This window comes from Pseudomonas asplenii, from assembly GCF_900105475.1.
Taxonomy (GTDB): Bacteria; Pseudomonadota; Gammaproteobacteria; order Pseudomonadales; family Pseudomonadaceae; genus Aquipseudomonas; species Aquipseudomonas asplenii.
This window is the reverse complement of sequence record NZ_LT629777.1, coordinates 5,346,903-5,372,992: the sequence shown is the minus strand read 5'-3', so window position 1 is coordinate 5,372,992 and position 26,090 is coordinate 5,346,903. Positions and strand designations below refer to the sequence as shown.

Below are 26,090 nucleotides of genomic sequence, written 5' to 3'. Positions count from 1 at the left end.
CAAGAAAGCGGTGAATAGCGATGAAGCAGGAGAAGACCCAGGTTGTCATTGTCGGCGGCGGGCCGAACGGAATCACAGCCGCGCACTATATGGGGATGTACGGTGTCGACTGCGTCGTCCTTGAACTTGCCGACTGCATACTGCCTTACCCGCGCGCGGTGGGCATGGATGATGAGGCGCTGCGTGTGCTGCAGGGTATCGGCATCGCCGAACTGGCCGCGCGTGACATGATCTGCGATGTGCCGCTGCGCTATTACAACGCGCGCGGTGTCTGTTTTGCCGAGGTCAAACCGAGCACCGCCCATTACGGTTGGCCAATGCGCAATATCTTCATGCAGCAGTTGCTTGAAGGCACGCTGCGCGAAACCCTGGTACAGCGCAGCAGTGTCACCTTGCGCCAAGGCCATGAAATGCTCGAACTGGAGCAGGATGGCGAGGGGGTGAGCTTGCAGGTGCGTGATGCCCGGGGCGAGGTCTATCAACTGCGCGCCGACTATGTCATCGGTGCCGATGGCGGGCGCTCCACGGTAAGGAAAGCCCTCGGTATCGAGCTGCTGGGTCTGACTCATCCGCGCAAATGGGTGGTGGTCGATACCGCCAATGACACCTTGGATGCCCCCTACACCGCACTGCATGCCGACCCTCAGCGGCCCTTCGTGTGCATCTACCTGCCGTACCAGCAGCGGCGCTGGGAGTTCATGCTGATGGAGGGCGAAGATGAGGCGAAGATGTGCGAGGAGGGCACCATCCGCGACCTGATCCGTGGGCATATCGGCGATGCGGTCGATCAGTTGAACATCATCCGTATACGGGCCTATACCCACCACTCACGCGTCGCTGCACGGTTTGTCCAAGGGCGTGTGGCACTGGTGGGCGATGCCGCGCATATATCGCCGCCCTGGGCCGGGCAGGGGCTCAACTCCGGGCTGCGCGACGTTGCCAATGTGGCCTGGAAGCTGGCGGCAATCATCCAGGGTCGCGCTTCCCACGCGATCCTTGCCAGCTACGACCAGGAGCGCCGCGGGCACGCCACCGAGCTGGTGGCCCTGGCCGACAACATGGGCGCCGTATTGGGGCTGACCAACCCATTGATGGCCGGCGTGCGTGACTGGTTGTTCCAGGCGGTGAACACCGTCGACAACCTGCGCTCGCACTTGCTGGAGTTCAAATTCAAACCCAAGGCCACCATCACCAGGGGCCTGGTTCATCACGAGCGTGCCGAACTGCGCGAGGACGACCTGGTCGGCCAGCTGTTTGTGCAACCGTATATCGAAGACGCTCAAGGGCAGCGTCGGCGCCTGGATGAGGTGCTCGGCAATTCCTATGCGGTACTTGGGTACCGGGTCAACCCACGTGAACAACTGAGCGAAGACACGGTGTCTTTTTGGGCACGTTGGGACATGCGCTTCATTCAGGTCAATCGCTCGCGCAGTGGCGTTGGCCGTCATCAACCCTTGACGGCCACGGACGCCCTCAGCGTGGAGGACGTGGATAATCGCCTGGGCGAGTGGTTCTCCAAAGTGCGCGATTGCATCGTCGTGGTGCGTCCAGACCGGTTCGTCGCCGCTATTACCACACCCGAGCGGCTTGAAGGTGTACTGCGCAAATTGGCGGAGCAACTGTCATGAGTGACACCAGGGAGGTATTGAATCGGTTGCAGCATGCCGCGCGCACGGCGCAAGCCATTGCGCCGCTGGTACCTGAGGCACTGGACGTGCTTGCCGGGTATGCGCTGCAACGCCAGGCGCTGGACAGGTACCTGGCCGCAGGCGAACAACGCAGTGGCTGGAAGATCGCTTTCGCCAGCCGTGCCGCGCAAAAGCGTCTGGGGCTCGACGAGCCGGTGTATGGCGGCCTCACTGAGCACATGAGTGTCCGGCCGAACACGGCGGTGGCGCTGTCTCGGTTGATCCAGCCCAAGCTTGAGATCGAAGTGGCGATCGTGCTGGGGCGCAGCCTGGCGCCGGGTGACTACCAGGATGCGGACATTCTGGCCGCCATCGGGGAAGTGGCGCCGGCTTTTGAAATTGCCGATTGCCGTTGGCAGGGCTGGACCTTCGGCGTGGGGGCCTTTCTGGCCGATAACGCGGCGGCGGGTCTTTATTGCCTCGGCCCGCGCACTGCTTTCGATCCCGTGGAGCACGCCAATGTGGCGTACCGCCTGGAGTGTGCAGGCGTGCTCTGCGGTGAGGGCAACACCCTGGGGCGTGAGGACAACCCGTTGGCCAATCTGTGCTGGTTGATTCGCCGTCTGCTGGCTGACGGTCAACCCGTGGAGGCCGGGCAGGTGGTGTTGTCCGGGGCGCTGTTGGCGCCGATCGATATCGAGCCTTCGACGTATCGTCTGCAGATGTTTGGCACGGAACTGGCTTTGGTTTTCACTGCGGACAGCGCCCCCGTGTGAACCTGGCTATCGTCATGGATGACTTGATTCCCTTTCCGGCCGATAACAACAACGGGGGCTACCGAGGAACGACGACCATGCTTGCTGAAGTTCGAACCTTCAATGACTCTCAACAACACGCCGGCTCCATCCAGGGTTGGCGGCAAGTGTATGACCAACTTGGCCGGGGTTGCCTGACCAGTGAACTGCGCCAGTTGTCTGCCGACCGTTTTCAAATCTTCCAGGAAGTATTGGACAAACGTGTAGTGCAGCGCGGTCACGCGCCCCAAGGGCGACTGTGCGCGGCCATGTCGTTGGGCAGTGCGCCCGTGGTACAGGGGCAGCAAGTGGGGACACACAGCATCGTGCTGTTGCGCGATGGCGAGGAGTTTGTGTTGCATGCTCCCGAGGGCACGCACTTTTTTGCCCTTAACGTCGACACGGTACGTTTCGCCAAACTGGCCGCTTTCGAATTGTCCGTCGATCAGCTCAAGCGCCTGACCACCCGTTCTCAACTGTGTGTGGATGACGCGTTACTGCTGCGCATACGCCAGCGTATCTACCCGCTGTTTCGTCACCTTTTGGAACATGCGGATGCTATCACTCGAACCGCTGAAAAAATGCTCGAGGACGAACTGCTCACGGCTTTCCTCGATTTGTTCAGCAACGCTACCGACGAGGTGCGTTGCCGTCGTGGCAACTTTGCCGTGAGTGCTTATCTGGTCAAGCGTTGCCAGGAGTTGATTGACGCCAGCGGCGATGCACCACTGAGCATTCTCGATCTGTGTGAACACCTGCGGGTGAGCCGGCGCACGCTGCAGAACAGTTTCCAGGCGGTGACCGACATGCGTCCGGTCGAGTACCTGCGAAACCTGCGCCTCAATGCCGTGCGTCGACGCTTGATCGCCACCCCCGCCAGCAGCCAAAACGTCGGAGAGGTGGCCGTGGCCATGGGCTTCTTCCATCTGAGCCACTTTGCTGCGCATTACCGGGAGTTGTTTGGCGAGTCACCGTCCGAAACCCGGCGGGCGCAGGTCTGACTACCGGGGGCACTTGTGGTTGTGCTCGATCAGTAGGGAAGGCCTGGCTTGCGTAACGTGTAGGGGGTTGAATTCAGTGTTCCGAGATAAAGATTGCGGGTAACGTCGAGCAAATAACGCGTCTCCTCGGTCATCACCAACAGGTCGATTTGCACTTCTTCGATAATGATCTCGATGATGATCAACAGGCAAATGAGCGGAGCCGTAAATAACCAGTGGTAATAGGACTGGGTGAACAGCGACGCGGTAACGCCAATGATCCATAGCGATAATACAAGATGAGGCGTCCGTTCTTGCAGGGGAATCCAGAACCGCTGCAACCGTCTGAGTTTGTCCTTATAGAGCGTTACCGACTCTTCCAGCAGCACTAAATCAACAAAGTTTTGATCGCGATAATTAATAGGCATACATGCAATCCATGGGTGAACTACAAGGGTTGAGTGATTGACTTGGCCAAGGCGCGTGCAGGCAGCGCTCGGTTCAGCCAGACCAGATTGATTTCGTTGACTTGCACCCATTTGCCGTTTTGTGGAATCCCTTCGCAGCTCTTGAAAGCGATACAGCGTCCGTGTGTGTCGAGCAAGGCAAAGTGGCGATAGTGTTGAAGGCGATTAACTCTGAACAGGGAGAGCCACATGTTTTCACCTGGGGGCGTTGGATTCAGATGGCTACCTGTTGTTCGGGCCAGCTCAGTTCGAATTCGGTGCCACCGTTTTCCAGATTCCGGCAGGTCACGGTACCCGCATGGGCCAGGGCAATGGCGCGCACGACGGCAAGCCCCAGGCCGCTGCCTCCCTGAGCACGGGAGCGAGAGCTTTCCCCGCGTTGGAACGGTTCAAAGATATGTGTTGCAAAGTCTTCATCGATCCCCGGTCCTTCGTCGGCGACGCTCAAGACATTCAGGCCATGTTGGCTGCTCAGGCGTACGCTGACATTTCCCGGGGTGGCATGCTGTCTAAGGTTTTCCAGCATGGCCAGCAAGGCTTGGCGGATTCTGGCCGGGTCACACTGCAGAGGGCGCTTGAGCAGGTCCAGATGGAGCGCGAACCCACTGGCAAGCAGTTCCGGTTCGAACAGGGCCGCGTCAGCCTCAATCTCCTCGGCCAGGTCGGCCTTTCGGATATCCACTTCGAGATAACCATTGTCTGCCAAGCCTACGACCCGCAGGTCTTCGATCAGGCGCGTCAGCCCTTCCACCTGGCTCAGCAGGCTGTAGAACTGGGCCTGGTCCGGTGTGAAGACACCTTCGGCCAACCCCTGCAGCCGGCCGCGCAAGATGGTCAGCGGGGTGCGCAGTTCATGGGCGATGGCGGCGTTCCAGAAAGACTGCTCTTCGGCCATGCGTTTCAAGCGTGTAGCCATGCTGTTGAAGTCATCCACTAACAAGGTCGCTTCTGCCAGGGAACGATCGGAAGCCATCGCACGAGCATCGAGGTCACCATCGGCCAGGCGACGAAGGCTGGCGGCGACAGAGTTCAAGGGCATGAGAATACGGCGAGACAATTTGATCGCCACGACGGCACCGACCGCCAGGCTGATGCAGGTGATCAGCCCCATCCAGGCCCATTCCATGCCGCTGGGCAGCCACTCGTCCATGTCAATGTCCGTCGGTGGCCAGAACATCCAGAGCAACGCGTAAAACACGTAGGACCCGACGAGCGCGAGTGCAATCACGCACATCACCACGGCTGACATCGACAGAATGATCTGCCGGCTCAGGCTATTGGCGACTTTCATGTGCCACTCCCGAATCGGTAGCCGACTCCCCTGATGCTGGCCGGGATCCCCTCCAGGCCCAGGTCTTCGATTTTTCTACGCAACTTGCTGATATGGCTGTCGACCGTGCGTTCAAGGCTGTCACTTTCAGGAGAGCAGAGGGCCAATAGCTCGGCGCGGCTGAATACGCGTTTGGGGGCTTTGGCCAACTGCGCCAGCAACCTGAATTCCGTCACCGTCAGGCTGAGGGGGTGCTTGCGTGCACCGATCTGCACGCTGACTTCATGGTTGTCGATGTCGATTTCAAAGGCATTGACACGCAGCACGCTCTGGCGGCTGCCGTAGCCCTGCGCGATCGAGCGACGCAGTACCGCCTGGGTTCTGGCGACGACTTCGGCCGGGTTGAACGGTTTGACAATGTAGTCGTCGGCGCCGATACGAAGTCCCATCAACTTGTCCATGTCCTGATCCTGCGCGGTCAGCATGATCACGGGGGTATTGCCCCGATGCCGGATCTCGGCCAACACCATCCAGCCATCCAGTTTCGGCATCAGGACATCGAGTAGCACCAGGTCGGGCTTGAGCGATTGATGCAGTTCAAGGGCACGCCGCCCATCCAGGGCATGGGCCGTCTGGAAGCCGCTGCGCTTGAGATAGGCGCTCAGGATGTCGGCAATTTCAGGTTCGTCCTCGGCAATCAGAACCAACGCCTGATGTTGCTCCGCGAGGTCCTGGGGTGCCGATGCAAGGTGCGATTCAGTCATGGTCTGCTCGATCAAGGGGGCCGTGTGCTATGCGGTCATCGCAGTATGGCGAATTTCCACGGGCCGACGAAGTGCACTGTGCACCACGAACATGCACTTTCATGGGAGGTTTTATGGAGAAATGATGGAGGCAGGATTTTATTTTCGAACGGTGATGTCAGGCGTAGCTGATCCGGTCGGTATAGGCGTTCTGCAATATCTTGCGTTGGTAGTCACAGGGCGTGGTGCTGACCAGTTTCTTGAAGTCGCGCAGGAAGTGCGACTGATCGGAAAAACCCAGGTCGAGGGCCAGTTGTGAAAACGACACATCATACTGGGTGTTGAGAGTTTCCAGGGCGGCCTGGCAGCGGATGATCCGGAAAAAAGTCTTGGGTGACATACCGGTGTCCTGGCTGAACTGGCGGTGCAAGGTGCGGCTTGTGTAGCCGCTCAGTTCTTCGAGTTGCTGGATGCGAATATCCCCGCGATGCTGCAAGGCCTGCTGAATCATCATGGTCGTGAGTCGGGAGGTTTTGCCCATCAGGCGCGGCGCCACATAGTCGTTGAACAGGCGTATTTGATCGCCCAACAGGGGTGCCTGAACGATGCTTTCGAAGAGGCGTTGGGCAAACCCCGAGACTTCCAGCAGGTCGAGTTCCCGCTCGGTCAATTCTTCGGCCAGGACGTTGATGAAGCCGGGAACGACCCCCGGTGAAAAACGCACACCGAAGTAGTGATGGTGCTGGTGCAATTCGACGGCCTGGGCGGTCAACGGCGTACCACAGATCCGGGCACTGGGGCGGGTGGCATCGCAGTCGAAAACAATGTCCACGCAGCCGTCCGGAACAGCCAGCAGATTGGCCGATTGAGCCACATCGAAGGCATAGAAATGCGAGATCGCCGGGTGCGTCGAGGGCATCACCGAATAACGTGACGAGTTCAACACGAACCAGGGCTGTTCGTTCGCCGTGTGCTGGCGGCGAGTCGGCATGTTCTGTTTGATCATGGTGGCACCAAGGGAAGGTCGCAATACGGGAATTTTCACGCATTAATCGCGCCAACTATCGTTGTGCCGAACCCCCTGATCTGTCCGAAATTTACAATACCGCCGAAAACCGCCGCCCGATACTCGACGTCGACAGCGTGGAGCTGCGCCTATCGCAGCGATATCACCTTCAGCCCGAGAATAACTATGTCTACAAATACAAAAATCGACTTCATCTACCTCTCCGAGCAGGACATGATCCGCGCGGGCGTGACCGATATGCTGGCGTGCGTGAACACCATGGAAGAGATGTTCGGCTTGCTGTATGCCGGTGACTACCGCATGGCCGGCCCGAACAATGACTCCCACGGCGCGATGGTTGTTTTTCCGCAGGATTCGCCGTTCCCGAACATGCCAAAACCCACGGCGGATCGACGCATGATGGCCATGCCAGCCTACCTGGGCGGCAGTTTTTGCACCGCCGGCGTCAAGTGGTACGGCTCCAATATCGCCAACCGAGAAAAGGGTCTGCCGCGTTCGATCCTGATGTTCACCCTCAACGATCCCGACACCGGCGCACCCCTGGCTCACATGTCGGCCAACCTGTTGTCGGCGTATCGCACCGGTGCAATTCCCGGGGTCGGCGCGCGTCATTTGGCACGCAAGGACTCGAAAGTCGTCGGCCTGCTCGGTCCGGGGGTGATGGGCAAGACCACGCTGGCGGCATTCATCGCGGTTTGCCCGCACATCGACACATTGAAGATCAAGGGCCGTGGGCAGAAGAGCCTCGACAACTTTATCGCATGGGTCCGGGAAACCTACCCACAGATCACCACGATAAAAGTGGTCGATACCCTTGAAGAGGTGGTCCGCGACTCTGACCTTGTTACTTATTGTAGCTCCGGAGAGGTGGGTGATCCCTCGAACTACCCAATCGTGCGGCACGAGTGGGTCAAGCCAGGGGCCTTTCTCGCGATGCCGGCGTCCTGCTCGCTCGACGCTGAAATGGAACAGCCTGATGTGCGCAAGGTGCTGGATAACACCGGTCTCTACCAGGCCTGGTTTGAAGAGTTGCCCAAGCCTGCGCATCACTGCGTGCCAGTGATTGGTGTGCGCTTCATGGACATGATCGCCGAAGGCAAGATGCGCCTCGAAGACGTCGAGGACATTGGCAAGATCATCGCCGGGGCCGCGCCAGGTCGTCAGAGCGATGAAGAAATCATCATCATGTCGGTGGGTGGGATGCCCGTGGAAGATGTGGCCTGGGGCACGGTCGTGTACCGAAACGCCATCGAAAAAGGCATCGGCGTGACCTTGAACCTTTGGGAAACCCCGGTGCTGCGTTAAACCATCCAACCCATTCTCTTGTGAGGCTTTCGACATGACAAAAATCATCAAACTCAAGACCGGTTCGCCGTTTGAAGAGAAGGGCAGCTATTCGCGTCTGGTGGTCGTGGACAACTGGATCCATGTGTCCAACACCGCAGGCCGCAACCCTCAGACCAAGCTGATTGCGGAAGATATCCTCGAGCAGACGCACCAGGTATTTGCCAACATCGAGTCGGCCCTGAAGGCGGTCGATGCGAGCCTGGCGGATGTGGTGTGTTCGCGCGTGTTCATTCAGAACCCCGAGGATGTACCGGCCGTGATGAGCCTGATCGGCGAAAAATTCCGCGGCATCGATCCGGCCAGTACGGTCACCTGTCCGCCCCTGGGCTCCACGGTCTACAAGGTGGAGTTGGAAGTCACTGCGTATCGCGGTGCGTCGAAGGCGCAGGTCGAAGTCATTCGCCTGTCGCAATAATCGTCATGCGGCCCCGCGCAGGCGTGGCCGCCCTTATTCGCTTACCGAGTCTTGATCATGGCACCGACTATAGCGTCCGTGACAACGTCCACTGAGTTTCCCAGCGCGACTTCGGTCGTCATCATCGGCGGCGGAATCATCGGCCTCACGGCAGCGCTGACCTTGGCCGAGCGCAACATCGCGGTGGTGGTGCTGGAAAAGGGTCGTATCGCCGCCGAGCAGTCATCGCGCAACCTGGGTTGGGTGCGCAAGACCAGCCGTCACGCCGACGACATCCCGCTGGCCCTCGCGGCTGACCGTTTGTGGGCACAGATGCCTGAGCGGGTCGGGGCCGATGTCGGCTATCGCCAGGAAGGCATCATGTTTGTCGGCCGTACCTCGGCCCAGATGGCGATGCATGAGGGCTGGCTCAAGTCGGTGGAGCATCTGTCGCTGGATTCACGCCTGCTCAGCAAACGTGAGATTGACGCGCTGGTGCCCGGTGGCCGGGGGGATTGGGCGGGGGGCATTTTCACCCCTTCCGATGCACGTGCCGAACCGACGCTGGCCAGCAGCGCCATCGCCAAGGCCGCCCTGGCCATGGGCGTGGTGATTATCGAACAGTGCGCGGTGCGTACGCTGCAGATGTCCGCCGGTAAGGTCAGTGGCGTGGTCACGGAGAAAGGCGAAATTCGCTGTGATCATGTGTTGCTGGCCGCAGGGATGTGGTCACGGCGTTTTCTGGGCAACCTCGGTGTGTCATTGCCGACCTTGCCCTTGACCTGCTCGGTACTTCGTACCCACCCGATGGAAGGGCCGACGGAGATCGCCGTCGGCGCTCCGGATTTTTCATTTCGCAAGCACAAGGACGGCGGTTTCATCATTACCCAGCGCGGCAAACTGGATGCTCTGCTGACCCTCGATCACTTGCTGCTGGCCAAGCAATACATGCCGCAGTTCCGCGCGCAGCGCAGCGTATTGAACGTGTCGCTGGGCAAGCCGTTTATCAGCGATCTGGCACTGGCCCGGCGTTGGCGATCCGACAGCGTGAGCCCTTTCGAACGGGTCAGGGTACAAGATCCGGCCGCCAATCCACGGCTCAACAACGATGCGATGAACAACCTCATGGCAGCCTGGCCGGTGTTTGAGCAGGCGCGGATCGCCCAGACCTGGGCGGGCACTATCGACGTTACACCCGATTCCAATCCGGTCATCGGGCCGGTCGCGCAGATTCCGGGGCTGACGGTGGCTACCGGCTTTTCGGGGCATGGTTTCGGCACGTCGCCAGCGGCGGGTCATCTGGCGGCGGATCTGGTCAGCGGGCATGCGCCGATCATCGACCCAAGTCCCTATCGCTTCGACCGCTTCTGAAGGAGCATACCCATGCCTCATGACAGCTGTTTTTTTACCAACCGTTCGGGGCTGCGCCTGCACTTTTTGCGCTGGGGTGAATCGAGCGGTGTGCCCCTGGTGCTGTTACACGGCTTGCGCGCTTATGCTCAGACCTGGGAGTCGCTGGTGCAGTCCCTGGGCGAGGGCTATTGCATCTATGCCCTGGACCAGCGTGGTCGGGGGCTGAGCGACTGGGCCGAGCCTGCCAGTTATCACACCCAAACGTATGTCGAGGATCTTGAGGATCTGATTGCCCATGTGGGCTTGCCGCGTTTTGTGTTGCTGGGGCATTCATTGGGCGGCGCCAACGCCCTTGAGTATGCACGGCAAAACCCGGGACGCTTGACGGGCTTGTTGATCGAGGACATTGGTCCAGGTTCCTCAAGCCAGGGCGATGGTGCCGCGCGCATTCGTCGCGAGATGAGCCAGACGCCGTTGCAGTTCGACAACTGGGACGAGGCGCGCGCGTTCTGGCGGGCTTCGCGTCCGGGGTTGTCGCAGGAGGGGCTGGCGTCGCGGCTTGCGCATTCGATGCAAGAGCGCGATGGCATGATTACCTGGCGCCATGACCAGCAGGGTATTGCCGAGGCACGTCTGAGTATCGAACCGACGGATTTGTGGCCGGCGGTGCGCGCGCTGGATTGCCCGAGCCTGTTCATTCGCGGCGGTCGCTCGGACTTCCTGCCTCCCGCGACACTGCAAGCGATGAGTGCCAGCAACCCGCATGTGCGGACGGTGGAAGTCGCCGATGCCAGTCACTATGTTCACGACGATCAAGGCCCGGTGTTCAACGCGCTGGTTGCCGATTTTCTCAAAAGCCTCGTACCGGCACCATGAAACCCACGGCCCGCCTGGTTGCGCTGCTGGCTTCGCTGACGGCCTTCGTGCCGTTTTCCATCGATACCTATCTGCCCAGCCTGCCGCAGATCGCCGTTGATCTGTCGAGCAGTACGGCTCAGGTGCAACATACGATCAGCGCTTTCCTCGCCGGCTTGTGCCTGGGCATGTTGTTCTATGGGCCACTGTCGGACCGCTATGGGCGTCGTCCATTGTTGCTGGGCAGCCTCGTGCTCTATGGCCTGGCAACCTTGGGCTGTCTGTTTGCCGCAAGCATCGAACAGTTGATCGCCTGGCGATTTCTACAGGCGCTGGGTGGGGCCGGCGCACTGGTGCTGGCGCGGACCGTGGCCAGAGATCTGTTTGGCCTGGCACAGGCGGCCAAGGTGATGTCCTGGATGCATATGTTGACGATGATGGCGACATTGGTCGCGCCGATGATTGGCACCTGGCTGGTACTGATCGATGGCTGGCGCACCATCTTCGCCGTGTTGTTCATTCTCTGTACGCTATGCCTGTTGATGGTCGCCACGGGGCTGGGCGAGAGCCTGGCGCCGCAGGCGCGCGGCGGCTCTCTCAAGGGCGCGTTCGCAGCCTATCCGTACATTCTCCAACAACCTCGGGCGGTGGCGTTGATGCTGTGCATGGCACTGGCATCGGGTGGCGTGTTCGCCTTTATCACGGCGTCACCCTTTGTGTATGTGGAGTACTTCGGTGTTTCGCCACGCACGTTCAGCTGGCTGTTTGGCCTTAACATTTTCAGCATCATCGTTGTGAGTTTCATCAATGCCCGTTGCGTCACGCGGTTGGGGCCTCAACGCCTGTTGGGCATCGGTGCTGTGCTGTCGGGTGTGGCCGGCCTGGCGTTGCTGGTGGCGGGTTATACGCAATGGGGCGGGCTGAGCAGTATTGTGCTGTGCCTGATGCTGTACATGGGGGTTACGGGTCTGTTGGGTGCCAATTGCACTGCGAGCCTGATGAGTCTGTTCCCGACGCAGGCGGGGGCGAGTGTCGCCTTGGGGATCGCCGTGCAGTTCGCTTTCGGGTCGCTGGCGAGCGTGTGGGTCAGTCACCTGGCCGATGGCACGCCCTGGCCCATGTGTCTTGTGGTGGGTACCTGCGGGATGGGTTGCCTGGTGGCGTATGGCATTGCCCATCGTGCGCCGGTGATTCCTGTGAAAACCCCTGAGCGCATCGTGCCGTTTCAGCCCTGAGACGGCGATAGTCGCGGGGAGACTGCTGGTATTGCTGGCGAAATACCCGGGAAAAATGCGCCGCGTCCTGGTAGCCGCACTCGAAGGCGATGTCGGTGATCGAGCTGCGGCTACGTGCCGGATCGCCCAGGGCATGGGCTGCTTTCTCCACGCGTAGCCGCTGGATGTACCGACAGACCGGTTCGCCCTCGAACAGGCGATAGAGCTGCCGGCTGGAGATGCCCATCTGCTCGGCCAGCCATGCCGGGTTCAACCGGGGCGATGCCAGTTGTGCCCGCAGCATTCGTTCGGCCTGGACCCGCAGAGGGTCGCTGCTGTGGTTCTGTGTACGCGTGAGTGCGGGGCGCAACAGGGCGATCAGGGCGTCTTCCAATGCACCGTCATCCTCCGTACCCGCCCAGTGATCGAACTCGCCTCGCGACACCTGCAACAGCAGACTGCGCAGCAAATGCCCACTCATGCCGGCGCAGGAGACTTTGCCAAAACGGGTGCCCGGCTTGAGTTTGCTCCGTGGCAAATGAACGCACACATGACGGAACAGGCCCTTGGGCAACATCTCGATGGTCTGTGCGCAATCCAGCAGGGCCATGTCGCCTTCACACAGCTCGATTCTCTCGCTGTCGAGGCGCAGTTCCATGACGCCGGACTGCTGCAGCACGAGAAAGCAGAAACGGTTTTCGGCGCGGTCGCTCGCGCTTTTGTGGCGGGTGATGGAGCCGGCATTACTGCGGATGTGCGCGATCTCGGTGCCGCCCAGGTTCTGCAACTGGATATCACCAATGAACAGTGCGTTGTCATGGGCGAAGCTCGCCGTGAAGGCACCGCACACCGCCGCGACTTTCTGCGACCAGGTGTGAAGCCCGGTATCAGCCTGCTCGAACATGCAACCTCCGTACACACTGCTGTGAATAATTAATACACTATTCACGTGATTTTTTGGGTTGATTGAGGGTCGAGCAGACCTTTGCATACATCAGGCCAAACGTGGCGAATCAGTAACGGATCATCACCGATTTCAGCTCGGTGTAGTCGTCGATGAAGGCACTGCCGAATTCCCGGCCAACCCCTGAGGCCTTGCAGCCGCCAAACGGTACGGCAGGGTCGACGAAGGTGTGCATGTTGACCCACACGGTACCTGCCTCGATGCGTGGAATCAGGCGCAGGGCCTTGGACAGGTCGTTGGTCCAGAGGCTGGCCGTCAAGCCGAACGGACTGTCGTTCATCAGCGCGATCAGTTCTTCTTCATCGTCGAACGGCAACACGCAGACCACCGGACCGAAGGTTTCTTCGTGTAGCAGCGGGTCGTCTTTACCCGTGGCGACGATCAGTGTCGGCTCCACGTAGTAACCGGCGCGGTCGACGGCCCGTGCGCCGCAGATGACCTGGCTGCGTTGGCGGGCACGTTCGAAAAAGCCGAGGATTTTTTCGAAATGGGGTTTGTTGGCCAGCGGGCCGAATTGGGCATGTTCGTCCAAGGGTGAACCGATGACCATCTGTGACAGCACCGCGCCCAGTTTTTGCGTAACGGCGTCGACAAGCGAGCGGTGTACGAACAAGCGTTCGGGCGCCGCACAGACCTGGCCTTGATGCACATAGGCAGACTGCACCAGGCGTTCCACGGCGTCGTCAACGTTGGTATCGGCCAGCAGCGCGGCGGCGTTCTTGCCCCCTAGCTCCAGGGTCACGCGGGTCAAATTGGCAGCCATGGCGGCCTTGCCCACGGCGATGCCGGTGGGCACCGAGCCGGTAAATGACACCTTGCGTACGGCGGGGTGTTCGATCAACTGCTGGCCTACCTGACCGCGCCCGTTGACCACGTTGAGGACGCCGGCCGGAATGCCGGCCTCGATAGCCAGTTCGGCCAGGCGCAACAGCGAAAGCGGGGTGTATTCGCTGGGCTTGAGTATCACGGTGCAGCCCGTAGCCAATGCGGCACCCAGCTTCCACACACCGATCATCAGCGAGAAGTTCCACGGCACGATAGCGGCCACTACGCCCACCGGTTCACGCAGGGTGTAGGCGGTGTATTGCTCGCCCTTGGTTGATGGCATCGAGGGCGTCAGGGTCTGGCCGCTGATCTTGGTGGCCCAGCCGGCGAAATACCGCAGGAAGACCGCGCTCTGTCCGACTTCGATATGACGTGACAAGTTGATCGATTTGCCGGAACTCACGGTTTCCAGTTGCGCCAGTTCTTCGCCATGGATCTCGATCAGGTCGGCCAGGCGATTGAGTGCGATGCCACGTTGATAGGGCGAGGTCTGTGCCCACACGCCTTTGAACGCTTGCTCGGCGCTGGCGACAGCCAGGTCGACGTCATGGGGCAGGGCGTCACGCAGATGGGCTACGGCCTCGCCGGTACTGGGGTCGACCACGGCGATGCGCGTTGCGGACGCGCTGAGCTGTGCTGCGCCCTCGATGAAGTTGGCATGGTCGCGGGCCAGGAAGGCGATGACCGAGGGCAATAAGGCGATGTGCATGCTGGCGCTCCAGAAGGGTTCGTCGCGTCCAGTCCTGTTCAGGTTCTGACGCGCTCGATAGACCCTTTCATTAGAAGCCGATGCCCACTCTTGTGCTTGTTTGAGCTTGCCAGGAGTTTGGAGATGCCTGACAGCAACCAGCCTATCGCCCCTAAGGCTCGCCCAGGTTGTGGAACACCGTTTCCAGCATGCGGTTCAGGCGCTGGATCTGGGCTTCGGTCATGCCGGTGAAGCTGCGCTTGAACACGTCACTGGTCGCAACCTGGATACGCTCGATGGCAGCGCGGCCTTCGGCAGTGATGCGCACCTGGGTAACCCGTCCATCGTCCTCGCATGGCGCGGTGTCGACCAGGCCATCTTCCTTCATGCGGTACACCGTTTTGGTGATGGTCGACAGCTTGGCGATGGCGTGAGTGGAAATCTCGGAAATACTGGACTGGCCGTTTTCCTTGAGGATGAACAACACGCGCCAGCGCGGGATATCCATGCCAATTTTTTTCAGGGCTTTTTCCATGTACTGGCTGTAGCGGCCGTGCACCATGGCCAGCCAGTAGAAGGGAAATTCTTCTTTGTGAAAGTCTTCACTGCCGGGGTCGTAGCGGCTTGCATGGGGTTTGGGAGAGGTCATGGCGGGCTCATGTCGGAAGAGGCGAGTAATCATAGACTTTTCTCGTGAATTGGGCACGGTATTGGTGCGCAAGAGGTGAGGGCGTGAGCAAGGGAAGCCGATGGGATTTAATTGACAATTCACGTAATAGTCGGTGAGTGTGAAAAGGCAAACGGCGTGTCCGCCGTCCCTCTCCGGATTTCGCACTGAAGGAAAAACATGGCATGAGCATTGTGATTGAACAGTTTTCTCTTGGCGGCAACGGGCCTACCGTGATGGTGAAAGACACGATCGACGTGGCAGGCCTGGTGACCCGGGCGTCGAGTCAGGCGCTGAATACCGCGCCGCCCGCCAGCGCCCATGCCGAGGTGGTACAAGCGTTGTTGGACAAGGGCTGCCACCTGGTGGCCAAGACCAGCCTGCACGAGTTGGCGTTCGGTACCACTGGTATCAACCACTGGACCGGTACCGCACCGAACCCACGCTTTCCCGGGCGTATTCCCGGCGGTTCTTCCAGTGGTTCAGCGGCTGCCGTGGCTGCCGGCCTGGCGGACTTTACCCTTGGCACCGACACCGGCGGTTCGGTGCGTATCCCGGCGTGCTGCTGCGGGGTATTCGGCTTCAAGCCGACCTTCGGTCGCGTCAGTCGCCGTGGGGTGATGCCCGCGCGCAGCAGCCTGGATTGTGTCGGACCGTTTGCCGCCAGCCTGCCCATGCTGATCACGGCGATGCAGGCCATCGACGCCACGTTCCAGCCGGTGTCGGTGCAGCAGCAACCCCGGCTCGGCGTATTGGCGGTAGATGCCAGTGCGGCAGTGCAACGCGTGATTGATGCGGCCGTGGCGGGTAGCGGCTTGCCCACTCATTCCATCAGTTTGCCGAGTTTTGACGCGGCTTATGCCGCCGGCATGGTGGTGATCAATCGTGAAACCTTCGACGCCTGTGGTCACCTGCTGGAAAGCGGGCAGGTGGGCGCTGATATCGCCAGCCGACTGGCCGCCGCTGGAACCACCACCGCCGAGGCGTTGGCAAACGCCGAACTGGTGCGCGAGCAGTTCACGGCCGAAGTCGATGCAGCATTGCGTCAAGTCGACGTACTGGTGCTGCCGACCATGCCGGACTTCCCGTTGAGGCTCGCCGATGCTGCCGATACGCAAGCCGTGCTGGGCATGACTCGGTTTGTACGGCCTTTCAACCTGTCCGGTCACCCGGCCTTGAGCATCCCCCTGGGCAGCGCCGAAGGGCTGCCGGTGGGGCTGCAACTGGTGGGTGCCAAGGGCGTGGACGAACAGGTGCTGGCGATCGCCGGTCACTTGCTCGAGCGCCTGTATTCCAGACACGACGGCTGATCGGCCAAGGAGTTGAACATGAGTGAGTCACTGTCTCTGGCAATGCTTGAGCAGCGCTTGCAGCGTTTTGAAACCCAGGACCGCGTCCGTGCCTGCATGAATCGCTACATGGTGCTGTGTGACGGGTTGGATGCGCACACGCCGTTGGAGGAACTGGCCGGCCTGTTCACCCGAGATGCCGTGTGGGAGGGCAAGGGCGCCAAATACGCCAAGAGTTTTGGCGGCTACAGAGGCCGTGAAGCCATTGCCGCGATGTTTGCCGGCTATATGAAGTCACCGGCGCACTTTGCTCTCAATGTGCACTTCCTCACCAGCGAGCTGATCGAGGTTCGCGAGGACTGTGCGATGGGCAGTTGGGTGATGTTGCAGACATCGACGTTTGCCAGCGGCGCGTCCCACTTGAACGCGGCGCGACTGACCGTGCGTTTTGCCGAGGAAGACGGGCATTGGCGCATGGCGCATTTCCAGACGGAAAATCTATTCGGGCGCCCTGTGCAAGCCTGGAACAGCGAAGACGACCTGCCAGTGCCTGAGACGCCCAGGCAATGACCTTGCGCCAGCGCTGACACCTTCTGCCCATCACCTGCCGTGCGCCCCGGTCTAGCGGGGTGCACGCTGTCAAAAAATCAGTCAAATGGCTGATCTGAAAATATTTTTCATGAGGCTTTGGTTTCATGGGATTAAAGTAAAAATCCAATTAAAACAATTATTTGTATCGTATTTCTTTGTTTTTTTGTGGGCTTTTCAGCGAATAAATTCAAGATTAATACGTGAATATTCCATTGACTATTCACGTAAATACGCTCAGATTTATCGCCACGGCAACCACAAAAACAAAGGTAACCACTATGCCGATCCATCCTGTGTGCTCAGCTTGCGTAGCGGCTCTTCTTCGAACCGAAGTCGTCTCTACTGCGCCCGCAACTTCTTTGCGATCCGCCCGCTCCTCTACCCGAGCCCGGCACTGAATCCTGCCCAAGCCCCATACCGTTCCTGACGACGGAGTAAATGTATGCATGCGCTAAATGCCTGCGCGACACAAGTCGCGAGTCCGCTCGCCTGTGGTCCCGATTTCGACGTGTTGCTTGACGACATTCGTAACCGTGCCCAAGCCGGTGAGTTCAATCGCCAGCGGCACATCTCGCCGGATGTGATCGAATCCTTCAAACAGCACGGCGTTTACCGGGCACTGGTGCCTAAACGCTTTGGGGGGCTGGAGTGTTCGCCTGCCGAATTCTGCCGGTTGATCGAACGCATCTCCCAGGCCGATGGCTCGGCCGGTTGGGTGGCCAGTTTCGGCATGAGCCCGGTCTACCTCGCGGCGTTGCCCCTGGACAGCATTGCCCAGTTGTACGCCGATGGCCCTGACCTGGTCTTCGCCGGTGGCATCTTTCCGCCGCAACCTGCTGAAGTGGTCAGCGGAGGCTTCATGGTCAGCGGCCGTTGGAAGTATTCCAGCGGGTCTTTGGGGGCGGATGTCGTCGGTGTCGGCATCGCCCCCAAGAGCGGCGACACGTTTGGCCTGCCACGCATTGCGGTGATGCCGCGCAGTGCGATTCGCATCGAAGAAACCTGGGACACCGTCGGCCTCTTGGGGACCGGCAGTCACGACCTGGTCGCGCAGAACGTGCGAGTTGCCGAGGAGTGGACCTTTGTACGCGGCGGTCTGCCCAACCTCGACGAGCCGTTTTTCCGTTACCCGTCGCTGTCATTCGCCACCCAGGTGCTCTCGGTGGTCGGCCTGGGCGTGGCCCGTGCGGCCCTGGATGCGTTGGCTGACATGGCCAGTGGGCGGGTGTCGGTGACCGGAGCCCCGGCGATTGCCGACCGTCCGCTGGCACAGGTCGATATGGCCCGCGCCGAAGCCGACCTGCGCGCCGCCCGTGCGTTTTTCTACGAGTCCATCGACCGTGCCTGGGATTACGTGCTGGCCGGTGATGCGGTGCCTGTGGAGGCAACCAACTTGCTGCGCCTGTCTTCGACCCATGCCACCCGCGTGGCCGCCGATGTCGCCCGTACCGCGCAGATGCTGTCGGGCATGAGCGGTGTGTACAACGACAGCCCGCTGGCACGCTGTGTCAACGATGCCCAAGTCGTCACCCAGCATGCCTTCATGGGCGATATCACCTATCAGAACGCCGGAGCGATGTTCTTCGGCAAACAGCCCTTGCCTGGCTACCTCTAACCGTCGAGACCTTGAAATGACTTCCAGGAAAATGCTTCGCGTGCTGTTTTGCATGGGTATCAACCAGAATTTCTTCGACGCCCCCCGTGACGAGCAACTGCAGGTGTGGGCCGCGTTCAGCGCCATGTGGAACGGTATTCATGACCTGGCGGGCGTGCACGTGCTGGGCAATATGGACGATGACCAAAGCATGGTCGGGCCCTCCGATGGCTTCCCGTGGACCACCTATCTGCTGGCCGATGTACCGGATATCGAAACCGTGCATGCCGCCTGCAACCTGTTTCGCAGCACGCCGGTCGGTGAGGGGCCATACAAGTTGTGGCGCTACGCCAAGGTCGAAGCCCGGGTTGGGCGCGAGCTGATCATCCAGCGTACTTGAGGCTGACCTACCATGAACAAGCTGATTCCCGCGGTAAACCTGAGCGTTGATCCTGCCGACCTGGTGCAGTCCGATCGTGTGCACACCTCGATGTACACCGATGCCCGGTTGTTCGATGCCGAGCTTGAAAAGATTTTCTACAGTACCTGGATCTGGGTCGCCCATGAAAGCGAGATCCCCGACAACGGCAGCTACAAGACCACCTATGTCGGCAAGCAACCGGTCATCGTGGTGCGCGACCGCAAGAAAGACGTACACGTCTTGCTCAATCGCTGCCGCCACCGTGGCGCAACCGTGTGTGAACACAAAAAGGGCAAGACCAACAGTTTCGTCTGTCCGTATCACGGCTGGGGCTACGCGCTGGACGGTTCACTGCGTGGCATTCCGCATCCGGAGAGCTACGGCGATTGCATCGACAAGGCGCAATTGCCGTTGGTCAGCCTGCGCACCGAAAGTTACGCCGGCATGATTTTCGCCACCTTCAAGGACGATATCGAGCCGCTGGTGGACTACCTGGGCCCGGCGAAAAAATGGATGGACCTGTTCATGAAACAGGGCGCGGGCTATGGCATCAAGGTGCCGGGCGAACATCGCTTCCGCTTTCCGGGCAACTGGAAGATCCAGCTGGAAAACACCACCGACGCCTATCACTTCCCGCTGGTGCATAAGAGCTTTCTGTCCTCGGTGGACGAGCAGACCCTGGCGTTGTTCGACTTCGTCAAAGGCCCGGGTTATGTCGAGGACCTGGGCAACGGCCACAGCGTGATGGTGATGATTCCAGACCTGGTTGACCTGGAAGCCGAGCTGGACAAACCGATCCCCGAACGCTTTGAAGCATTGGCCGCCGAGCTGCGTGAAGAAGGCATCGAAGAGCAGCAGGTGCGCCGTATCGTGCGCGCCGTCGGCGGCACCGGTTTCAACCTCAACCTGTTCCCGAACGTGGCCTGTTCGATGGCCTTTTTCCGTGTGCTGCAACCGATCTCGGTCACCGAGACGGAGATTCATCACTCGGTCATCACCATGGACGGCGGTCCAGCCGCCGCCAACCGCTACCGACTGCGTCTGCATGAGCACTTTCAAGGGCCGATGGGCTTTGGCACGCCGGATGACTCCGAAGCCTGGGAGCGTGTGCAGAAGGGCGCCAATGCCGGTGAGGAACTGTGGATCATGCTCAATCGCGGCTTGCCGGGTGAGCGTGCCAGTGAAGACGGCCTGGTATCTGATGTCAGTGCCGAGACGGGTATGCGCGCCGCCTATCAGCAGTGGAAAAAGATGATGTCGGCCTGAGCCGTGGAGAACCCTATGAACCTGCAATTACTGCAAGAAGTCACCGCCTTCATCTGGCAGGAAGGCGACATGCTTGATCACGGCGAGTACGACAGCTGGCTGAAGATGTGGACGGCCAAAGGCACCTACGTCATCCCGATCAACCCGAAGGAAACCGATTTCGAGAACACGCTCAACTACGCCTACGACGACCACCATATGCGTGAGTTGCGGGTGCAACGTCTGATTGGTGGCGAGTCGATCTCGACCAGCCCGCAGCCGCGGACCGTGCGCACGCAATCACGCTTTCGAGTGCTCAGTGATGACGGTACGCAAGTCACCGTGCGCTGTGCGCAGAACGTGCGTGAGTTCCGCAAGGAAAACCTGAAACTCTACAGCGCCGACCTGACCTACGAGCTGGTGCGTACCGAGGGTGGTTTCAGCATTCAGCGCAAGGTGATCAGCCTTATCAACAGTGACGATGCCCTCGCCGGTATCGGCTACATCCTTTAAGGGGCGCCGACATGAACCAGATTGCATTGGTGACCGGCGCAGGGCAGGGGCTGGGCCAGCATTTTTGCGCCAGCCTGCTGCGGGCCGGTTATTCGGTAGTCATCACCGATATAAAACTGGAGGCCGCAACCGCTTGTGCGTCCCAATTGGACCCCGATGGCATGCGCACCCTGGCCCTGCAACTGGACGCCGGACGCAAGGAAGATTTCGAGCGCGCCCTGGCCCAGGTTCTGCAGCGCTTCGGCGCGCTGCACGTGGTGGTCAATAACGCTGCGGTAACCAAGACCACGCCGCTGATGCAGATCAGCCCTGAGGAGTTCGACGCCGTGGTGGGGGTCAACCTGCGCAGCGTGTTCCTGGGCTGTCAGGTGTTGGGCACGCACATGGCGCAGGCTGGTTATGGGCGCCTTATCAATATGGCTTCTCTGGCCGGGCAGAACGGCGGTACCGCCACGGGGGCGCATTACGCCGCGAGCAAGGGCGCGATTATCACGCTGACCAAGATCTTCGCCAAAGAGTTTGCCGCCAGCGGAGTAACGGTCAACGCGATTGCTCCTGGCCCCATCGACTCCAGCGCCGTGCGTGCCGCGGTACCGCCGGATCGCCTGCCGGGCCTGCTGGCGAATATCCCGGTACAGCGCTTGGGGGATGCGGATTTTCTCGGTGATCTGATTGTGCAGTTGGCACGTCCCGAAGCCTATTTCACCACCGGGGCGACCTGGGACGTGAATGGCGGCCTGTTCATGCGCTGACTGTGACCTGGCCGCTGCGGCGGCCTTTGCGAACTCCATGGAGTAATGACCATGATTGAACAACTGTTGGACGTAGTCGTGCGCAAGCGCGAGCTGCAAGGGGACGGCGTTGTCGTCCTGGATCTGATTCGTCGTGACGGTACGCCGTTGCCGATGTTCGATGCCGGCGCCCATGTGGACCTGCATATCGGCCCGGGCCTGGTGCGCCAATACTCGTTGTGCAGCAACCCCGCCGATCAGAGCGTCTACCGATTGGGGATCCTCAAGGATCCGGCGTCTCGCGGCGGTTCGGTCGGTGTGCATGACACGCTGCATGAAGGCCGAGAAGTACAGATCAGCACGCCGCGCAATCTGTTCCCATTGGCCGCCGAGGCGCGTCGATCGATCCTGCTCGGCGGCGGTATCGGCATCACACCGATGATCGCCATGGCCCACACCCTGCAGGCCGCTGGCCAGGACTTCGAGCTGCATTACTGCGGGCGTGAACGTGGCCGCAGTGCGTTTCTGGCAGAGCTGGCCGACTCGCCGTTTGCCGCGAAGGTGTTCACTCACTTCGACAATGAAGGGCCCGAGCAAAGGCTGGACCTGGCCAAGGTGCTGGGGCGCGGCGAGGCCGGAGCACACCTGTATACCTGCGGTCCCGCCGGTTTCATGGACTGGGTGATTCAGGGCGCGCGTGACCTGGGTTATACCGAGGAACACATCCATAAGGAGTATTTCCAGGTGGAGGTAGACAGTTCCGGTGCCAGCTTCGACGTGGTGGCTGCGCGCAGTGGCAAGACCGTGCAGGTGGCAGAAGGGCAAAGCATTCTCGCCGCGCTGGCGCAAGCGGGAATCAAGATCGAGATGTCCTGTGAGCAGGGGGTGTGCGGCACCTGCTTGTGCGATGTGCTTGAAGGTGAGCCGGATCATCGTGATGTGTACCTCACGGATGAAGAGAAAGCTGGCAATGACCAGATTCTCGTGTGCTGCTCACGCGCCAAATCCAAAACACTCGTGCTGGATATCTAAGGGGAACGACCATGGTAGACGTAAGCAGTTTTCGTAATGCAATGGCCATGCTCGGCGGTGCCGTGACGGTCATCACCACCGATGGCGTGGCAGGTCGGTTCGGTTTTACCGCGTCGGCGGTCTGCAGCGTGACAGACTCACCACCCACGCTGTTGGTGTGCATGAATCGAGCTTCCCATTCCAACGAACACTTCAAGCGCAACGGCGTAGTGTGCGTGAACATTCTGTGTGGCGATCATCAGGAGATGTCCGGAGCTTTCGCGAATCGGGTACTGACGATGGATGAGCGCTTTGCCGTCACGCAGTGGACCACCCTGGAAAGTGGTGCGCCCGTGATGCTCGACGCGCTGGTCAATTTCGACTGCCGTATCGCACAGGTTCACGAAGTGGGCTCCCACAGTATTTTCTACTGTGAGATCCAGACCATTCGCCAGGGTAATGCGGACGAGGCCCTGGTGTATTTCAACCGTGCCTATCACCGTCTGGGTGAAGCCTCCAAAACCTGCTGAACCGCGTGCTTTTTTGCTGCCTGAACCAGGTTGGCGCACGGCAGGGATTACCGAGATAAAAGCCGGCCAATATGGGATAGCTGTTGCCGTGAGCGGCGCCTAACATCCCATGCAATAGTTGAACACTCATAATAATTCGCCACCGGTCTTGCGTGACAAGGTGGCTTTTTCCGCAACGACTGCCCTCATAAAACAAGGTAAATAAAATGAGCGTATCAAGCTGCGACAGTTCCGCCACTGAACTGCGTCGAGGCACCCTGGGTGCCGCCATGATCATCTTCTTCGTTGTGTCCGCCGCCAGTCCGCTCAGCGTACTGGCCGGTGGATTCCCTATCGGCATTATGCTGGGCAATGGGGCTGGCATGCCCGCATTGCTGGCAGCCGCCCTGGTGGTGCTGCTGTGTTTTGCGGCGGGTTACACCACCATGGCCCGGCATGTGGTGCATGCCGGTGGCTTCTATGCATTTATTTCCCGCGGACTGGGTGGCCTGGCGGGCGGGGCGGCAGGGATGTTGGCGATGGTGGCGTATAACGTCCTTCAGGCCGGTATGTACGGGCTTTTTGGCGCAATATTCGCCGGCAATCTGGAGGCAATGCTGGGCGTCCAGGTGCCGTGGTGGTGCTGCTCGCTCGCCACGCTGGGGCTGATTGCTTTTCTGGGCTATCGCAATATCGACTTGTCCGCGCGCCTGCTGTCGGTGGTGGTGATTGCGGAATATGCCGTGGTGCTGGTTCTCGATGTGGCGATCATCGGTCATGGTGGTGCCCACGGTGTGAATCTCAGCTCGTTTACCCCGGCCCAGGTCAGCCAGGGCAATCCTTCGATCGGGTTGCTGTTCTGTTTTGCTGCCTTCATCGGTTTCGAGGCCACCACGTTGTATGGTGAAGAAGCCAAGAATCCCAAACGCACCATCCCGTTGGCCACTTACGCCTCGGTGTTGCTGATCGGCGGTTTCTATACCTTGTCGGTGTGGGCGATGGTGATCGGCGCGGGCAGTGACGACATCGTCTCCAGGTTGCAAGGCATGCAGGATCCGACCACGTTTTTGTACTCGCTGTCGGATCAGTATGTGGGCAGCGGCCTGACTGATCTGATCCGGCTGCTGTTCACCTTGAGTCTGTTCGCCGGGCTGCTGGCGTTTCACAATGCGGCGGCGCGTTATTTCTTCGCGATTGGCCGTGATGGCCTGATTCCGAAACGTCTTGGCACCACCCATGCGCGGCATCAGAGTCCGCACTTCGGCTCCGGTCTGCAAAGCCTGATTGCTGCACTGATCGTGTCGACGTTCGCGTTGCTGGGCGCAGACCCGGTCATGCAGTTGTTTGCCTGGTTCTCCAACCTGGCGACCCTGTGCCTGATCCTGCTGATGGCGCTGACGTCGCTGGCGGTGATCTGCTATTTCAGGACCAATCCCCAACTGATGACCAGTAAGCTCAAGTGCTTTGTGCTACCGGCTTTTTCCGGACTGGCATTGGCGACTATCTGGTTGATGGCGCTGGTGCATTTCGATGTGCTGACGGGCGCCAGCCGAGAGCTGTCGATCCTGCTGTGCTCGATTATTCCGCTGGCGGCATTCATCGGTATCATGCTGGCGGCGCGTCTGCGCAGTACGGCACCCTTGAGTTTCCGTGCGTTGGGCCACTCAGCGGCTTGAGGCGGCGGTATGGGCGAGGGCTCTGCCTTGCGGCAGGTGGCTGAAACTGGCGTGGGTAGCGCTGGTGAAGAAAAGTATTGCGAGTGAACATTTGTTCATTCTAGCATCGGCACTTGCCCCGTCGTGGGGACTATCAATGGCTATCGGAGTCTCTGTATGAAAACCATCACCACTGCAAATGCCCCCGCAGCGATCGGACCGTATTCTCAGGCCAAGGCCTTCGGCAACCTCATTTTCACCTCCGGCCAGATCCCGCTGAATCCTGCCAATGGGCAAGTGGTGGAAGGCGGGATCCGCGAGCAGACACTGCAGACCATCAAAAACCTCGAGGCTGTTCTGACGGAGGCTGGAGTTGGTTTCGAGCAGGTGCTCAAGACCACGTGCTTCCTGCATGACATGGCGGATTTCGCTGCCTTCAACGAGGTCTATGAGCAGTTTTTCCTGTCCAAGCCGGCACGCTCCTGCGTCGCGGTCAAGGCGCTGCCCAAGGGCGTGCTGGTGGAGATCGAGGCGATTGCCGTCTCGGCGTGACGCCCTGAGTCCCATACCTGGTCATACCGCAGGCATTCCAGATGCTCAAAAGAGCAAAATCCAAGCCCGACCTGGTGAAGCTCTCGTCTGCTGACCAGGCCATTCTCCAGTCCCACGCAACGCTGCTGGATGGTCTGGCCGCGTACCTGGGGGCGGGTTTCGAGTTCGTCCTTCACCGCCTGGACAATCTGGATGCCTCGGTGATCAAGATCATCAATGGGCATCTGACCGGCCGGCAAGCGGGGGCGCCGATCACCGATCTGGCGTTGCGTATGTTGGCCCAGATCAATGAGTCGCAGCACAGCAGCGCGATGAACTACTTCTGTAGAAACCGCAATGGTGAGCCGCTCAAGTCAACCACCCTGGTTATTCTTGGCGAGCAGGGCACGCCGATCGGGTTGTTGTGCATCAACTTCCACCTGAACACGCCGCTGCACGAAATACTTGGCAGTTTCATGCAGTCACCGACTGGTGCGACCGAAGTGCTTGCGGAGAACTTTGGGGCCGATGTGAATGAAACGCTAAGCCTTGCGCTCAACACGGCGCGCAAAAAAGTCGCCGAAACGATGGCGTTATCGTCCAGCGGCTACAACAAGGCGGTGATCAACCTGCTTCACGAGCAGGGCATGTTCAAGCTCAAGGGAGCCGTCATCCAGGTCGCCCGGGATCTGGGGGTTTCCAGGAACACGGTCTATCTGCACTTGCGTTCCGCGCAGGACATCGAGTCCTCACTCTGATCGAGAAATAGCCCCTACGACGAATG

The 26,090-nt window shown here is 60.0% G+C and carries 28 protein-coding genes and 1 pseudogene; 21 read left to right on the top strand and 8 right to left on the bottom strand.

Translation table 11 applies throughout. The annotated features are described in order from the left end of the window. Positions 1–20: 20 nt before the first annotated feature. The 3 genes from BLU37_RS23830 to BLU37_RS23820 all read left to right on the top strand — a co-directional run bounded on the left by BLU37_RS23830 (position 21) and on the right by BLU37_RS23820 (position 3,423). Positions 21–1,628: a bifunctional 3-(3-hydroxy-phenyl)propionate/3-hydroxycinnamic acid hydroxylase gene (locus BLU37_RS23830; protein WP_090209577.1), complete on the top strand. Its 1,608-nt coding sequence runs from the start codon at positions 21–23 to the stop codon at positions 1,626–1,628. After that, positions 1,625–2,404 carry a 2-keto-4-pentenoate hydratase gene (locus BLU37_RS23825; RefSeq protein ID WP_090209574.1) on the top strand — a complete coding sequence of 260 codons (780 nt, stop codon included), beginning with the start codon at positions 1,625–1,627 and terminating at the stop codon, positions 2,402–2,404. The genes BLU37_RS23830 and BLU37_RS23825 overlap by 4 nt, the downstream gene beginning before the upstream one ends. Before the next feature lie 77 nt (positions 2,405–2,481). After that, the gene (locus BLU37_RS23820; protein ID WP_090209570.1) at positions 2,482–3,423 is read left to right on the top strand and encodes a helix-turn-helix domain-containing protein; all 942 of its coding nucleotides are present in this window, start codon (positions 2,482–2,484) and stop codon (positions 3,421–3,423) included. Between the two features lie 29 nt (positions 3,424–3,452). Here BLU37_RS23820 and BLU37_RS23815 read toward each other — a convergent pair whose 3' ends face one another. The 5 genes from BLU37_RS23815 to BLU37_RS23795 all read right to left on the bottom strand — a co-directional run bounded on the left by BLU37_RS23815 (position 3,453) and on the right by BLU37_RS23795 (position 6,888). Next, entirely contained in the window at positions 3,453–3,830 is a 378-nt protein-coding gene (locus tag BLU37_RS23815) for a hypothetical protein (protein ID WP_010451047.1), read from the bottom strand. A 20-nt stretch (positions 3,831–3,850) separates the two neighbouring features. Then, the gene (locus BLU37_RS23810) at positions 3,851–4,060 is read right to left on the bottom strand and encodes a hypothetical protein (protein ID WP_090209566.1); all 210 of its coding nucleotides are present in this window, start codon (positions 4,058–4,060) and stop codon (positions 3,851–3,853) included. A gap of 23 nt (positions 4,061–4,083) precedes the next feature. Then, positions 4,084–5,160 carry an ATP-binding protein gene (locus tag BLU37_RS23805; RefSeq protein ID WP_090209563.1) on the bottom strand — a complete coding sequence of 359 codons (1,077 nt, stop codon included), beginning with the start codon at positions 5,158–5,160 and terminating at the stop codon, positions 4,084–4,086. Then, on the bottom strand, positions 5,157–5,903 hold the full coding sequence (locus BLU37_RS23800; protein ID WP_090209559.1) for a response regulator: 747 nt from the start codon (positions 5,901–5,903) through the stop codon (positions 5,157–5,159). The genes BLU37_RS23805 and BLU37_RS23800 overlap by 4 nt, the downstream gene beginning before the upstream one ends. A gap of 157 nt (positions 5,904–6,060) precedes the next feature. After that, complete coding sequence (locus BLU37_RS23795; RefSeq protein WP_090209556.1) at positions 6,061–6,888, bottom strand: helix-turn-helix domain-containing protein; 828 nt, start codon at positions 6,886–6,888, stop codon at positions 6,061–6,063. 186 nt (positions 6,889–7,074) lie between these two features. Between BLU37_RS23795 and BLU37_RS23790 the strand changes: the two genes are divergently transcribed. The 5 genes from BLU37_RS23790 to BLU37_RS23770 are packed head-to-tail and all read left to right on the top strand — an operon-like array spanning position 7,075 to position 12,093. Next, positions 7,075–8,214 (top strand): tyramine oxidase subunit B, encoded by a 1,140-nt coding sequence (locus BLU37_RS23790; protein WP_090209553.1) that lies wholly within the window; start codon positions 7,075–7,077, stop codon positions 8,212–8,214. A 34-nt stretch (positions 8,215–8,248) separates the two neighbouring features. Next, positions 8,249–8,671, top strand: coding sequence for a RidA family protein (locus BLU37_RS23785; protein WP_010451036.1), 423 nt, complete (start codon positions 8,249–8,251; stop codon positions 8,669–8,671). Positions 8,672–8,728: 57 nt separating this feature from the next. Then, the gene (locus BLU37_RS23780) at positions 8,729–10,021 is read left to right on the top strand and encodes an NAD(P)/FAD-dependent oxidoreductase (protein ID WP_090209551.1); all 1,293 of its coding nucleotides are present in this window, start codon (positions 8,729–8,731) and stop codon (positions 10,019–10,021) included. Positions 10,022–10,033: 12 nt separating this feature from the next. Beyond that, on the top strand, positions 10,034–10,879 hold the full coding sequence (locus BLU37_RS23775; RefSeq protein WP_090209548.1) for an alpha/beta fold hydrolase: 846 nt from the start codon (positions 10,034–10,036) through the stop codon (positions 10,877–10,879). Beyond that, positions 10,876–12,093, top strand: a complete 1,218-nt coding sequence (locus BLU37_RS23770) for a multidrug effflux MFS transporter (RefSeq protein ID WP_090209546.1) — start codon at positions 10,876–10,878, stop codon at positions 12,091–12,093. Before BLU37_RS23775 ends, BLU37_RS23770 begins: the two co-directional genes overlap by 4 nt. Positions 12,094–12,106: 13 nt before the next feature. Here the strand turns inward: BLU37_RS23770 and feaR are convergent. The 3 genes and pseudogenes from feaR to BLU37_RS23755 form a co-directional block, all read right to left on the bottom strand. Next, positions 12,107–12,976, bottom strand: a pseudogene (gene feaR, locus BLU37_RS29570) (transcriptional regulator FeaR); the annotation flags it as partial. Positions 12,977–13,085: 109 nt separating this feature from the next. Continuing rightward, positions 13,086–14,570, bottom strand: coding sequence for an aldehyde dehydrogenase family protein (locus BLU37_RS23760; protein ID WP_090209540.1), 1,485 nt, complete (start codon positions 14,568–14,570; stop codon positions 13,086–13,088). A 151-nt stretch (positions 14,571–14,721) separates the two neighbouring features. Continuing rightward, positions 14,722–15,198: a MarR family winged helix-turn-helix transcriptional regulator gene (locus BLU37_RS23755; RefSeq protein WP_010451025.1), complete on the bottom strand. Its 477-nt coding sequence runs from the start codon at positions 15,196–15,198 to the stop codon at positions 14,722–14,724. A gap of 203 nt (positions 15,199–15,401) precedes the next feature. Here BLU37_RS23755 and BLU37_RS23750 point away from each other — a divergent pair, with 203 nt between their 5' ends. The 13 genes from BLU37_RS23750 to BLU37_RS23695 all read left to right on the top strand — a co-directional run bounded on the left by BLU37_RS23750 (position 15,402) and on the right by BLU37_RS23695 (position 26,064). Then, complete coding sequence (locus BLU37_RS23750) at positions 15,402–16,526, top strand: amidase (protein ID WP_090209537.1); 1,125 nt, start codon at positions 15,402–15,404, stop codon at positions 16,524–16,526. Between the two features lie 18 nt (positions 16,527–16,544). Next, positions 16,545–17,075 (top strand): nuclear transport factor 2 family protein, encoded by a 531-nt coding sequence (locus tag BLU37_RS23745; protein WP_090209535.1) that lies wholly within the window; start codon positions 16,545–16,547, stop codon positions 17,073–17,075. Positions 17,076–17,160: 85 nt separating this feature from the next. Continuing rightward, on the top strand, positions 17,161–17,523 hold the full coding sequence (locus tag BLU37_RS29140) for a hypothetical protein (RefSeq protein WP_157696408.1): 363 nt from the start codon (positions 17,161–17,163) through the stop codon (positions 17,521–17,523). A 15-nt stretch (positions 17,524–17,538) separates the two neighbouring features. Beyond that, positions 17,539–18,711 (top strand): indole-3-acetate monooxygenase, encoded by a 1,173-nt coding sequence (iacA, locus tag BLU37_RS23740; protein WP_090209532.1) that lies wholly within the window; start codon positions 17,539–17,541, stop codon positions 18,709–18,711. A gap of 16 nt (positions 18,712–18,727) precedes the next feature. Beyond that, positions 18,728–19,090 (top strand): hypothetical protein, encoded by a 363-nt coding sequence (locus tag BLU37_RS23735; protein ID WP_010451020.1) that lies wholly within the window; start codon positions 18,728–18,730, stop codon positions 19,088–19,090. A gap of 12 nt (positions 19,091–19,102) precedes the next feature. Beyond that, the gene (locus BLU37_RS23730) at positions 19,103–20,377 is read left to right on the top strand and encodes an aromatic ring-hydroxylating oxygenase subunit alpha (protein WP_010451018.1); all 1,275 of its coding nucleotides are present in this window, start codon (positions 19,103–19,105) and stop codon (positions 20,375–20,377) included. A 15-nt stretch (positions 20,378–20,392) separates the two neighbouring features. Continuing rightward, positions 20,393–20,869: an aromatic-ring-hydroxylating dioxygenase subunit beta gene (locus BLU37_RS23725; protein ID WP_090209530.1), complete on the top strand. Its 477-nt coding sequence runs from the start codon at positions 20,393–20,395 to the stop codon at positions 20,867–20,869. Between the two features lie 11 nt (positions 20,870–20,880). Beyond that, positions 20,881–21,621 carry an SDR family NAD(P)-dependent oxidoreductase gene (locus BLU37_RS23720; RefSeq protein WP_090209527.1) on the top strand — a complete coding sequence of 247 codons (741 nt, stop codon included), beginning with the start codon at positions 20,881–20,883 and terminating at the stop codon, positions 21,619–21,621. Between the two features lie 51 nt (positions 21,622–21,672). Beyond that, positions 21,673–22,632 carry a PDR/VanB family oxidoreductase gene (locus BLU37_RS23715; protein WP_090209524.1) on the top strand — a complete coding sequence of 320 codons (960 nt, stop codon included), beginning with the start codon at positions 21,673–21,675 and terminating at the stop codon, positions 22,630–22,632. Positions 22,633–22,643: 11 nt separating this feature from the next. Next, positions 22,644–23,141 carry a flavin reductase gene (locus BLU37_RS23710; protein ID WP_090209521.1) on the top strand — a complete coding sequence of 166 codons (498 nt, stop codon included), beginning with the start codon at positions 22,644–22,646 and terminating at the stop codon, positions 23,139–23,141. Between the two features lie 206 nt (positions 23,142–23,347). After that, a complete protein-coding gene (locus BLU37_RS23705) occupies positions 23,348–24,796 on the top strand; it encodes an APC family permease (protein ID WP_090209518.1) in 1,449 nt (482 codons plus the stop codon). Between the two features lie 156 nt (positions 24,797–24,952). Continuing rightward, entirely contained in the window at positions 24,953–25,327 is a 375-nt protein-coding gene (locus tag BLU37_RS23700; RefSeq protein WP_010451006.1) for a RidA family protein, read from the top strand. 41 nt (positions 25,328–25,368) lie between these two features. Then, entirely contained in the window at positions 25,369–26,064 is a 696-nt protein-coding gene (locus BLU37_RS23695; protein WP_090209515.1) for a helix-turn-helix transcriptional regulator, read from the top strand. Positions 26,065–26,090: the final 26 nt, after the last annotated feature.